Origin of the sequence: Streptomyces actuosus, assembly GCF_016921115.1 — a bacterium.
Lineage (GTDB): Bacteria > Actinomycetota > Actinomycetes > Streptomycetales > Streptomycetaceae > Streptomyces > Streptomyces actuosus_A.
On the sequence record NZ_JAFFZS010000065.1, the window covers coordinates 1 to 13,947 of the forward strand.

General features: G+C 74.0%; 1 protein-coding gene. It reads left to right on the forward strand.

All coding sequences use genetic code 11. From position 1 onward, the window contains the following. Nucleotides 1-38: 38 nt before the first annotated feature. The coding region (locus tag JS756_RS34965; RefSeq protein WP_307791424.1) for a type I polyketide synthase at nucleotides 39-13,947 on the forward strand (13,909 nt) is incomplete at its 3' end.

Here is a 13,947-nt window from a genome sequence, read left to right on the forward strand (position 1 = left end):
GGGCGTTGGGGCGGGTGGTGCCGGGGGAGGAGCCGGTGGTGGTCGTCGCGGATGTCGACTGGGCACGGTTCACGCCCGCGTACACCAGTGTGCGTCCCAGCCCGCTCCTGACCGGCATACCCGAAGCACGCACCACGCCGGCGGACACCGCGAACACCGCGGACACCGGTGACGAGGCCGGTGCGGACCTGCGTCACCGGCTCGCCGACCTGCCGCATGCCGCACGCGAGCGCGAACTGCTGGAACTGGTCCGGGGTGCTGCCGCCGCCGTACTCGGGCACACGGATGCCGGCGCCGTGGAGGGCACCCGGTCCTTCCGAGACCTCGGCTTCGACTCGCTGACAGCCGTCGAACTGCGCAACCGGCTCTCCGCCGAGACCGGTCTGAAGCTGCCCAGCACCCTCGTCTTCGACCACCCGACACCGGCTGTCCTGGCCCGGCTGCTGCGCCGGGAGCTGTTCGCCGTCGACGAGACCCCCGGCACCGGCACCGGGCCGCAGGACAGCCGACCTCCCGCCCCGGCCGTCGCCTCGACCACGGACGACCCGGTGGTCGTCGTCGGCATGGCCTGCCGTCTGCCCGGTGGCGTGACCGGCCCGGACGACCTGTGGCGCCTGGTCGTCGAAGGCACGGACGCGATCTCGGAGTTCCCCACCGACCGCGGCTGGGACCTCGACGCGCTGCACGGCTCGACGGAGAGCGCCGCTGACACCGCCACCGGCACGGACAAGACGACCGGCAGCGACAGGGACGGCGGAGGCACCGATGGCCCGCGAGGCCGCAGCCACACCCGTGCCGGCGGATTCCTCGCCGACGCCGCGCAGTTCGACCCCGGCTTCTTCGGCATCTCCCCCCGCGAGGCCCTCGCCGTCGACCCGCAGCAACGGCTGCTGCTCGAAGCCTCCTGGGAGGCGCTGGAGCACGCCGCGATCCGGCCGCACTCGCTGAACGGCAGCCGCACGGGCGTCTTCGTCGGTGCCGGCAGCTCGGGCTACGGTGCCGGCCTGCGCGAGGTGCCGGAGGGGCTCGACGGACAGTTGCTGACCGGAGTCGCCGGCAGTGTGGTCTCCGGACGTATCGCCTACACCTTCGGCTTCGAGGGGCCGGCCGTCACCGTCGACACCGCCTGCTCCTCCTCCCTCGTGGCGCTGCACCTCGGCGCGCAGGCCCTGCGGTCCGACGAGTGCGACCTGGCACTGGTGGGAGGCGTGACGGTGCTCGCCGATCCGGGCGCCTTCGTGGAGTTCAGCGCGCAGGGAGGCCTGGCGGCGGACGGCCGGTGCAAGGCGTTCTCCGACGACGCCGACGGCACCGGCTGGGCCGAGGGCGTCGCCGTCCTGGTCGTCGAGCGGCTCTCCGACGCCCGCCGCAACGGACACGACGTGCTCGCGATCATCGCCGGTTCGGCCGTCAATCAGGACGGTGCCTCCAACGGGCTGACCGCCCCCAACGGCCCCGCCCAGCAGCGCGTCATCCGGCAGGCGCTGGCCGGTGCCGGGCTCGTCCCGGCCGACGTGGACGCCGTCGAGGCCCATGGCACCGGCACGACGCTCGGCGACCCGATCGAGGCGCAGGCCCTTCTCGCCACCTACGGCCAGGACCGCGAACAGCCCCTGTATCTCGGGTCGCTGAAGTCCAACATCGGACACACCCAGGCCGCCGCCGGCGTCGCCGGCGTCATCAAGACGGTCCAGGCCATGCGGCACGGCGTCCTGCCGCGCACTCTGCACGCGGAACGGCCGTCCTCACACGTGGACTGGTCGGCCGGAGACATCGCCCTGCTGACCGAGAACACCGACTGGCCGCAGACCGAGGGGCGCCCCCGCCGTGCCGGTGTCTCCGCCTTCGGCGTGTCCGGCACCAACGCCCATGTCGTCCTGGAGCAGCCCGAACCCGCGTCGGCCCCGCCGGACGACGCGGGCGACGCGATCAGCGCCTCGCCCGTCACCGCCCCCGAACCGCCCCTGCTGCCCTGGATCGTGTCCGGCCGCACCCGTGCCGCGCTGCGTGCCCAGGCCGAACGGCTGGCCGACTTCGTCGAGGCACACCCCGGCGTCGCGGAGACCGAGGTCGCCGCGACCCTCGTCCGGTCCCGGTCGGTGTTCGAGCACCGGGCCGTGGTGTGGGGCGCCGGACGGGAGGAACTGCTGTGCGGGCTGCGCGCGGTCGCCGGTGACGAGGCGGTCGACGGCGCCGTCGCCGGCGCGACCCGCACGGGCGGCCGTACGGCGTTCCTGTTCGCGGGTCAGGGCTCGCAGCGCCTGGGGATGGGCCGGGAGTTGTACGAGACGTATCCGGTGTTCGCGGACGCGTTCGACGCGGTGTGCCTGCACCTGGATGTCGCGTTGCCGTCGGGTCTGCGGGAGGTGGTGTTCGGTGAGGATGCGGACCGGCTGAACCGTACCGAGTACGCGCAGCCGGCGCTGTTCGCCTTCGAGGTGGCGTTGTTCCGGTTGCTGGAGTCGTGGGGTGTGCGGCCGGACGTGCTGCTCGGGCATTCGGTGGGCGAGTTGGCGGCGGCGCATGTGGCGGGGGTGTGGTCGCTGGCGGACGCGTGCCGACTGGTGGCGGCGCGGGGTCGGTTGATGCAGGCCTTGCCCGCGGGTGGGGCGATGGTGTCGCTGCAGGCGTCCGAGGAGGAGGTGCTGCCGCTGCTGGCCGGCCGCGAGGCCGAGGCCGGCATCGCCGCCGTCAACGGGCCGCTCTCCCTGGTGGTGTCAGGCACCGACGACGCGGTGCGCGAGATCGCCGCGACGGTCGAGGCGCTCGGCAGGCGCACCCGGCGGCTGCGCGTCAGCCACGCCTTCCACTCCCCGCTGATGGAACCGGTCCTCGCCGACTTCCGGGCCGTCGCCGAAACCCTGTCCTATGCCGTGCCCCGCATCCCCGTCGTCTCCGACGTCACCGGAGCGCCCGCCACCGGCGAGGAGCTGACCTCTCCCGCATACTGGGTCCGGCACGTCCGGTACGCGGTGCGCTTCGCCGACGGCGTGCGCTCCCTCGCGGGCCAGAACGTCACCCGCTGCCTGGAACTCGGCCCCGACACCACCCTGACCACCCTGGCCCGGTCCTGCCCGGACACGGCGGACACCCTGCACGTCCCCGCCTTGCGCGAGGACACTCCCGAGCCGCGCGCCCTGCTGGAGGGCCTGGCCGCCCTGTTCACCCGCGGCGCCGACGCCGACTGGACCGCCGCCCTGCCCACCCTGGCCCGGGCACCGCGGACCGCGCTGCCCACCTACGCCTTCCAGCGCCGCCGCTACTGGCTCGACGTGCCCGCCGCCTCCGGTGACGCTGCCGCGCTGGGACTCGACGCCACCGGCCACCCGTTGCTCGCCGCCGCCGTACGGGTGGCGGACAGCGACGCGGTCGTCCTCACCGGACGACTGTCGCTGCGCTCCCACCCGTGGCTCGCGGACCACCGGCTGGGCGGTCACGCCGTCGTCCCCAGCACCGCCTTTCTCGAACTCGCCGTCCACGCCGGTGACCAGGTGGACTGCGGCGAGGTGCGCGAACTCACCCTGGAAGCGCCGCTGACCGTGCCCGAGCGCGGCGCGGTCCGGATCCAGGTCCGCGTCGGGGAACCCGACACGCGCGGCACCCGCCCCGTCGCCGTCCACTCCGGCCCCGACGGCACGCCGTTCGACGAGACCGCGTGGACCCGCCACGCCGGTGGCCTGCTCGCGCCCGCCGGCCCCGCCGCCGCCCGGCCCGACACCCCTCTAGCCCTCTGGCCCCCGGACGGTGCCGAGCCCGTCGACACCGGCGACCTGTACGAACGGCTCGCCGCCGGCACCGGCCCGGCGTACGGCCCGGCGTTCCGCGCGCTGACCGCCGTATGGCGGCACGGCGACGACGTGTACGCCGAAGTCGCCCTCCCCGACGGGGAACGGGAACGCGCGCGGCGGTTCGGCCTCCACCCGGCACTGCTCGACGCGGCACTGCAGCCGCTGGGGCTCGGCCTGCCGGACGGACTCGACGACGGACTGCTGCTGTTCGCGTGGCAGCGCGCCGTCCTCCACGCCGACGGCGCCGGCACCCTGCGCGTCCGGCTCACCCGGTCCGGCGAACACACGCTGACCCTGCTCGCCGCCGACACCTCCGGCCGGCCCGTCCTCACCGTGGAGTCGCTGCGGCTGCGGCCCACCGCCGGCCACGCCACCACGCCGACCGGCGACCGGCACGGCGCCACCACCGAGGACACCACCCGGACCGGCGAGGACCCGGCCGGCACGGAGTCCACCGCGTCCACCGCCACCCACCGGCCCGCGCCCCCTGCCGCTCCCGGCCGCCCGAGGCGGCGCCGCGCCCCCGACGACTCCGGTGACACGGGCGAGACCCCGGGACTCGTGGACCGGCTCGCCGGCCGGTCCGCCCCCGAGCGCCGACGCGTGCTGCTGGACCTCGTACGCCGCGCCGTGGCCGCCGTCCTGGACTACGTCGACGTCGACGAGGTGGAGCCCGGCCGGGTCTTCAAGGACCTCGGCTTCGCCTCCGTCACCGCCGTCGAACTGCGCAACCGGCTCAGCACCGACCTCGGCGTCCTCCTGCCGGCCACGCTCGTCTTCGACCACCCCACCCCGCTCGCGCTCGCGGCGCACCTGGACAGCGAACTCTTCGGCGCGGCTGCGGGCTCCGCGATGCCCCCCGCACCGGTCCGGCTCGACGACGACCCGGTCGTCGTCGTCGGCATGGCCTGCCGCTACCCGGGCGGCATCTCCGGCCCCGAGGAACTGTGGCAGCTGGTGGTGAACCGGGGTGACGGCATCGCGCCGTTCCCCGCCGACCGCGGCTGGGACCTGGCGAAGCTGTACCACCCGGACCCGGACCATCCGGGAACCTGCTACGCCCGCGAAGGCGGCTTCCTGCACAACGCGAGCCACTTCGACCCCGGATTCTTCGGCATCTCCCCGCGCGAGGCCCTGGCGATGGACCCGCAGCAGCGGCTGCTGCTGGAGACCTCCTGGGAGGCGCTGGAGCGGGCCGGCATCGACCCGGCGTCGCGGCGCGGCAGCCTCACCGGTGTCTTCGCCGGTGTCACCTACCAGGACTACGTGGGCATCCTCGGAGCCGCCAAGGACAGCTTCGAGGGCTACATCGGCACCGGCAACTCACCGAGCGTCCTGTCCGGCCGCATCGCCTACGCCCTCGGACTGGAGGGCCCCGCACTCTCCGTCGACACCGCCTGCTCCTCCTCCCTGGTGGCCCTGCACCTCGCCGCGCAGTCCCTGCGGCAGGGCGAGTGCGACCTGGCGCTGGCCGGCGGCGTCACCGTGATGTCGACGCCGGGCTCGCTCATCGAGTTCAGCCGGCAGCGCGCGCTCGCCGAGTCCGGCCGCTGCAAGCCGTTCTCGGCGGACGCCGACGGAGCGAGCTGGGCCGAGGGCGTCGGCATGATCGTGCTGGAACGCCTCTCCGACGCCCGGCGCAACGCACACCCGGTCCTCGCCGTCGTCCAGGGCAGCGCCCTCAACCAGGACGGTGCCTCCAACGGCCTCACCGCACCCAACGGCCCCTCCCAGCAGCGGGTCGTCCGCGCGGCCCTGGCCGGCGGCGGCCTCACCCCCACCGACGTCGACGCCGTCGAGGCACACGGCACCGGCACCAGCCTGGGCGACCCCATCGAGGCGCAGGCGCTGATCGCGGTCTACGGCCAGGACCGGCCCGCGGACCGCCCGCTGTGGCTGGGCTCGCTGAAGTCCAACATCGGCCACGCGCAGGCGGCGGCCGGCGTCGGCGGTGTCATCAAGATGGTGATGGCCCTCCGCCACGGCGTCCTACCGGCCACCCTGCACGCCGAGAACCCGACCACCGAGGTCGACTGGTCCGCGGGCACCGTGCGCCTGCTCGACGCATCCGTACCGTGGCCGGAGACCGGCCGCCCGCGCCGCGCCGGCGTCTCCTCCTTCGGCATGAGCGGCACCAACGCGCACGTCATCCTCCAGCAGGCCCCCGAGCCCACCGAGGAGACGCCCCACGGCACCGGTGACACCCCCGACGCGGCACAGCACGTCATCGGCGACGCCGCCCGCCCCACCGGCGACGCCACACAGGACGCCGAGCGTGCCGCGCCCCTGCCCGTCGTCCCGGCCCCGCTGTCCGCCCGTACCCCCGACGGACTGCGCGCCCAGGCCGGCCGGCTCCTCGCGCACCTGCGCGACCACCCCGGCCTCGACCTCGCCGACCTGGGGCTGTCGCTGGCCACCACACGCACCGCGTTCGAGCACCGCGCGGTCGTCCTCACTGCCGACCGCGACGGCCTCGAGCGCGGCCTGCGCGACCTCGTCGAGGAGCGGATGGTCAGCGACGTCGTCCACGGCGTCGACCGGCGCGGCACCGGACCTGTCCTCGTCTTCCCCGGCCAAGGAGCCCAGTGGCCGGGCATGGGCCGCGAACTGCTCGACACCGCACCTGAGTTCGCCCGCCGCATCGCCGAGTGCGAGCAGGCGCTCGCCCCCTGGGTCGACTGGTCGCTGACCGCCGCCCTGCGCGGCGGACCGGACGCACCCGACCTCGACCGGGTGGATGTCGTCCAGCCGGTCCTCTGGGCCGTCATGGTCTCCCTCGCCCACCTCTGGCGCACCCACGGCGTCGAACCCGCCGCCGTCGTCGGCCACAGCCAGGGCGAGATCGCCGCAGCCGTCGTCGCCGGCGCGCTGTCCCTGGAGGACGGCGCCCGCGTGGCCGCCCTGCGCAGCAAGGCCATCACCGCCATCGCGGGCGACGGCGGCATGATGTCCGTGGCCCTCCCCGCCGACCGGGTCCGCCCCCGGCTGGAACGCTACGGCGACCGGCTCGCCGTGGCCGCCGTCAACGGCCCCGGCTCGGTCGTCGTCTCCGGTGCCGCCGACGCCCTGGACGAACTGTTCACCGAACTCACCGGCGAGGGCGTCCAGGCCCGCAGGGTCGCCGTGGACTACGGCAGCCACTCCACCCACGTCGAACCCCTGCGCACCCCGGTCCTCGAGGCGCTCACCGGGCTGCGGCCCCGCCCCGCCGACACCCCTTTCCGGTCCTCGGTGACCGGCGACTGGCTCGACGAGGACACCGCCCTCGACGCCGCCTACTGGTACACCAACCTGCGCGAAACCGTCCGCTTCGAGGAAGCCGTGCGAGGCCTCCTCGCAGCCGGCCACCGCACCTTCATCGAGGTCTCACCGCACCCCGTCGTCGCCTTCGGGCTGCGCGAGACCGTCGAGGACGCCGAAGCCGACGCCGTCGTCCTCGGCACGTTGCGCCGCGACCAGGGCGGCCTCGACCGGTTCCTGACCTCCCTCGCCGAGGCCCACGCCCAGGGCGTCGCCGTCGACTGGCACAGCGTCTTCGCCGGGACCGGGGCCCGCCGTGTCGACCTGCCCACCTACGCCTTCCAGCGGATGCGGTTCTGGCCCGAACTGCGCGACGACCTCACCGAGACCGCCGGCGCCGGCGCCGGAGCCGATGCCTCCGACGAGGCGGAGAGCCGCTTCTGGCGGACCGTGCAGGAAGAGGACCTCGACGCCCTCACCGCCACCCTCGACATCGGCGGCGACACCCCACTGAGCGAGGTGCTGCCCGCCCTGTCCGCCTGGCGGCGCAGCAGCAGGGAGCAGTCCACCGTCGACGGCTGGCGCTACACCGTCGGCTGGACCCCGCTCACCCAGGACACCGCGGGCGCGTCCCCGGCCGGCACCTGGCTCCTGGCCGTGCCCGGCACCGCTCACCCACTGGCCGACGCCGCCCGGCGGGCCCTCACCGACCACGGCGTGCCCGTGCGCGTCGTCACCGTCGACGCAACCGCCCCCGGCACCGGCCGCGACGGCCTGGCCACGCTGCTCACGGACGTCCTCGGCGGCACCGGCACCGAACCCGCCCTGGCCGCGGACGACCTGCGTGGCGTCCTGTCGCTCCTCGCGCTCGACGAGACCCCGCACGGCGACCACCCGTCCGTGCCCGCCGGCCTCGCCGGCACCCTCGCCCTGCTGCAGGTCCTCGGCGACCTCGGGATCGCCGCGCCCCTGTGGTGCGCCACCCACGGCGCCGTCGCCGTCACCGGCGCCGAGACCGTCCGCAGCGCGCCCCAAGCCCTCGTCTGGGGCCTCGGCCGGGTCGCCGCCCTCGAACACTCCGACCGCTGGGGCGGCCTGATCGACCTGCCCGCCGACCTCGACCGCCGCGCCGGCGACCGCCTGTGCGCGCTCCTCGCCCGCCCCGACGCCGAGGACCAGACCGCCGTCCGTGCCTCCGCCATCTACGGCCGCCGACTGCACCGCGCCCCGCTCGCCGGGGCCACCGTGCCCGCCGAGCCCTGGCGCCCGCGCGGCACCGTCCTCGTCACCGGCGGCACTGGCGCGGTCGGCGGACACGTCTCCCGCTGGCTCGCCTCCCTCGGCGCCGATCATCTGCTGCTCACCAGCCGCCGGGGCGCCGACGCGCCGGGTGCCGCCGAACTGCGCGACGAACTGACCGCCCTCGGCGCCGGCCGCGTCACCGTCGCCGCCTGCGACGTCGCCGACCGGGACGCCCTGCGCGGCCTGCTCGACACCATCCCCGCAGAACACCCGCTCGATGCGGTGCTCCACGTCGCCGGGACCCTCGACGACGGCGTCATCGACGCCCTCGACCCCGGCCGCATGGACCCGGTGCTGCGCACCAAGGCCACCGCCGCCGTCCACCTCCACGAACTGACCGAGGGCCTGGACCTGTCCGCGTTCGTCCTGTTCTCGTCGACGTCCGGCACCATCAGCGGTCCCGGCCTCGGCAACTACGCCCCCGGCAACGCCTTCCTGGACGCCCTCGCCGCCCGGCGCCGCGCCGAGGGACTGCCCGCCACCTCCGTCGCCTGGGGCCACTGGGCCGACGGAGGCATGGGCGACGGTGCCGTCGGCGACCGCCTGCGCCGCTACGGCGTCTACGACATGCAGCCCGAACTCGCCTGCCAGGCACTGCAGCAGGCACTCGACCACGGCGAGACCTACATCGCCGTCACCGACATCGGCTGGGAACGCTTCGCCCCCGCCTTCACGGGCTCCCGCCCCAGCGCCCTGCTGCGCGACCTGCCCGACGCCCAGCGCGTCCTCGCCCCGGCGACCGGGCCCGCGTCCGGGCGGAGCGGCACGGACGCCTTCGGCGCGGACGCCGCAGACGGAGACCGGCCCGCGCTCGTCCGCCACCTCGCCGGGCTCACCGACACCGAACGTGCCGACGTCGTCCTCGACGTCGTACGCGGCTACGTCGCCACCGTCCTCGGCTACCCCGGACCGCAGGCCGTCGAGCCGACCCGCGCCTTCAGCGACCTCGGATTCGACTCGTTGAGCGCCGTCGAACTCCGCAACGGAATGAACAAGATCACCGGCCTGCGCCTGCCGGCCACCCTCGTCTTCGACCATCCCGACTGCGCCGCCCTCGCGCGCATGCTGCTCGACGAACTGGCCGGCGCGACGGGTGACGACGACCGGCTGCCGGCCCCGGTGAGCCCCGCCCCCACCTTGGTCGCCACCGACGACGACCCGATCGTCATCACGTCGATGAGCTGCCGTTTCCCGGGCGGCGCTCACACCCCGGAGGAGTTCTGGCGGCTGCTCGCCGACGGCACCGACGCCATCGCACCGTTCCCGGCGGACCGCGGCTGGGACATCGACGACCTCTACCACCCCGACCCGGACCATCCCGGCACCTGCACCGCCCGCGAAGGCGGATTCCTGCGGGACATGGCCGACTTCGACGCCGGCTTCTTCGGTGTCTCGCCGCGTGAGGCGCTGGCGATGGACCCGCAGCAGCGGCTGCTGCTGGAGCTGGCGTGGGAGGCGTTCGAGCGGGCCGGTATCGACCCGACGACCCTGCGCGGATCCCGCACCGGCGTCTTCGCCGGCATCAACGGCAACGACTACACCCCGCTCCTCGTCGCCTCCGGTGAGGACGTCGGCGGCCACCTCGGCACCGGCAACGCGGCGAGCATCGTCTCCGGCCGCGTGTCCTACGTGCTCGGTCTGGAGGGTCCTGCGGTGACGGTGGACACGGCGTGTTCGTCGGCTCTGGTGGCGTTGCATCTGGCGGTGCAGGCGGTGCGGGCGGGTGAGTGTGATCTGGCGTTGGCGGGTGGGGTGACGGTGATGTCGACGCCGGGTCTGTTCCTGGATTTCTCGCGGCAGCGGGGGTTGGCGGCGGACGGGCGGTGCAAGGCGTTCTCGGATGCGGCGGATGGTGCCGGGTTCGCCGAGGGTGCGGGTCTGGTGGTGGTGGAGCGGTTGTCGGATGCGCGCCGTGGTGGGCGTCGGGTGTGGGCGGTGGTGGCGGGTTCGGCGGTGAATCAGGATGGCGCGTCGAACGGGTTGACGGCGCCGAACGGTCCGTCGCAGCAGCGGGTGATCCGGCAGGCGTTGGCGGGTGCCGGGTTGGTTCCGACGGATGTGGATGCGGTGGAGGCGCATGGCACGGGGACGTCGCTGGGTGATCCGATCGAGGCGCAGGCGCTGTTGGCGACCTATGGTCAGGGGCGTGAGCGGCCGTTGTGGTTGGGGTCGGTGAAGTCGAACATCGGGCACACGCAGGCCGCGGCCGGTGTGGCGGGTGTGATCAAGATGGTGCTGGCTCTGCACCACGGGGTGCTGCCGCGCACGCTGCACGCCGGGCGTCCGTCCTCCCATGTGGACTGGTCCGCCGGCGCGGTGGAACTCCTCGACGACCATGCCGACTGGCCGCCCGCCGAGGGACGGACCCGCCGGGCGGGCGTGTCCTCCTTCGGACTCAGTGGCACGAACGCGCACGTGGTGCTGGCGGAGCCGCCGGCCGAAGTCGATGCCGTTGTCGATGCCGAGCTCGATGCGGGTGTCGGGTGTGGGGCGGTGGGTGTGTCGGTGGCCGGTGGCGTGGTGCCGTGGGTGGTGTCGGGGCGCACGGTTGCGGCGTTGCGGGCTCAGGCCGGGCGGTTGGCGGAGTTCGTGTCCGGTGACGCGGGTGTGGATGTCGTCGGTGTGGCGGGGGCGTTGGTGAGGTCGCGGTCGTTGTTCGAGCAGCGGGCTGTGGTGTGGGGTGCCGGCCGGGAGGGGTTGGTGCGGGCGCTGCGGGCCGTTGCTGCGGGTGAGGAGGCGGTGGACGCGGTCACGGGTGTGGTCCGGCGTGATGTGCGGACCGCTTTCCTGTTCGCGGGTCAGGGCTCGCAACGTCCGGGTATGGGGCGTGAGTTGTATGAGGGGTGTCCGGTGTTCGCGGATGCCTTCGATGCGGTGTGCGCGCATCTGGACACCGAACTGCCGTGCTCGTTGCGGGAGGTCGTGTTCGGTGAGGATGCGGACCGGCTGGATCGGACGGAGTTCGCGCAGCCTGCGTTGTTCGCGTTGGAAGTGGCGTTGTTCCGGTTGCTGGAGTCGTGGGGTGTGCGGCCGGATGTGCTGGTGGGGCATTCGATCGGTGAGATAGCTGCGGCGTATGTGGCGGGGGTGTGGTCGCTTGAGGATGCGTGTCGTCTGGTGGTGGCGCGGGGTCGGTTGATGCAGGCGTTGCCCGGGGGTGGGGCGATGGTGGCGGTGCAGGCGTCCGAGGAGGAGGTGCTGCCGCTGCTGGACGGTGTGCGGGTGGGTATTGCCGCGGTGAACGGTCCGCGGGCGGTGGTCGTCTCGGGCGTGGCCGAGGCGGTGGAGGAGGTGGCGGCCCACTTCCGTGCCCAGGACCGCAAGGTGACGGCGCTGCGGGTCAGCCATGCGTTCCACTCGCCGCTGATGGAACCGATGCTCGCCGACTTCCGGGCCGTGGCCCAGGAGTTGTCGTACGCACGGCCGCGGCTGCCGATGGTGTCGACGGTGACCGGGTGGACCGCCGACCCGGAGGAGCTGATGTCCCCGGAGTACTGGGTGGGTCAGGTCCGTCAGGCGGTCCGCTTCGCCGACGCCGTCCGCACCCTGCACGACGAGGGCGTCGACCGCTTCCTCGAACTCGGCCCCGACGGCACCCTCACCGCCCTGGCGCAGGGGTGTCTGGAGGAGCCGGGGGCTTCGGTGCTGGTGCCTGTTCTGCGGGGGGATCGGCCCGAGGCCGTCTCCTTGCTGGGGGCGTTGGCCCGGGTGCACGTGGACGGGGCCGGTGTCGACTGGGCCGGGCAGCTTCCCGTCACCACGTCAGTGCAACTGCCGACCTACGCCTTCCAACGCCGCCGCCACTGGCCCAACCTCACCGGCGTGACCCCGGGTGACCTCGGTTCGGTGGGTCTGGGTTCTGCCGGGCACCCGCTGCTGGGGGCCGCCGTGCGCGTGGCAGGCAGTGAGGAGGTGCTGTTCACCGGACGGCTGTCCCTGCGCACGCACCCGTGGCTGCGAGATCACAGCGTCACCGGCACGGTCCTCTTTCCGGGGACCGGCTTCCTCGAACTCGCCCTGTGCGCAGCCGGGCAACTCGGCTGTGATCGGGTCGAGGAGCTCACGATCGCGGCCCCGCTGGTCGTGCCCGAACGCACTGGACGACTGGTGCAGGTCAGGGTCGGTGCCCCGGACGACTCCGACACCCGCACGGTGGGGGTCTACTCCCGGGCCGAGGACGCCCTGGACACCGACCCGTGGACGCTGAACGCCAGCGGTTCCATCGCCGCCGGCCCGCAGCCCGCCGTCACCGGGGCCGTCGATCTCGCTGCCTGGCCCCCGCCGAACGCGCAGCCCGTGTCCGTGACCGACTTCTACGACCGCTTCGCCGAGGCAGGATTCGCCTACGGGCCGGTCTTCCGCGGCCTGCGCGCGGTCTGGCGGCGCGGCAAGGAGGTGTTCGCCGAAGTCGGCCTCCCCGACGACCACGAGCCGCTCGCCGGTGACTTCGGCATCCACCCGGCACTGCTGGACTCGGCCCTGCACGCGATGATGTTCGTATCGCTGGCGGACGCCGGACAGGGACGGCTTCCCTTCTCCTGGAGCGGAGTGTCGCTGCGGGCGTCCGGCGCCAGGGCCCTGCGGGTGCGCATGGTGCAGGCCGGACCGGAGGCCGTCGCCCTGCAACTGGCCGACCCGGCGGGTGGCACGGTCGCCTCCGTCGAGTCGCTCCTGCTGCGCCAGCTCTCCGGTGACGTCGTCCCCCGTCCCGGGTCCGAGGGCCATCGGGAGAGCCTCTACCAGGTCGACTGGATCAAGCTCCCCGAGCCCGAACGGACCGGCGTCAAGGCGGGCCCGACAGCGGTGATGGGCGACGCGAACCTCATACCCGGTGCGCCCTTCCATCCAGGCCTGGAGGATCTTCCTCAGACCGTGCACGGGACGGTACTGCTCTCCGTCACTGCCACCGCCACCGACCCGACCTGCGGCGTCGCCGAGGGGCCGGAAGCGGCACGAGCCGCCACGGGCCGGGTTCTGGACGCCGTACGCGCATGGCTCGCCGACGACCGCTTCGAAGGCTGCCGACTGGTCGTGGTCACCGAAGGTGCGGTCGCGGTGGACGCCACCGCACCCGATCCCGCGCTCGCGGCAGTATGGGGCTTGGTACGGGCCGCACGCGCCGAAGCGCCGGACCGGTTCGCCCTGGTCGACACCGACGGATCCGACGCCTCCCGCGACGCGCTGGAGGCGGCCCTGGCCTGCGGGGAGCCGGAAGTCGCTCTGCGCGACGGCGACCTGTACGCCCCCCGCCTGGGCCGCGTTCCAGCGGGTGGTGCACTCGCCCTTCCCGCAGGCGAGTCGTCCTGGCATCTGGACAGCCCCGAGAAGGGCACGTTCGACGGCCTGGCACTGACCGCTTTCCCTGAGGCGTCCGCCGAGTTGACCGAGGGCCAGGTTCGGATCGCCGTACGAGCGGCCGGTGTCAACTTCCGCGACGTCCTCAACGTACTCGACATGTACCCGGGAGAGGCGGGACCGCTCGGCGGTGAAGGTGCGGGTGTGGTGGTCGAGGTGGGTCCTGGTGTGTCGGGGTTGGTGGTGGGTGATCGGGTGATGGGTATGTTCCCGGGTGCGTTCGGGCCGGTGGTGGTGGCGGATGCGCGGATGGTGGTGCGGT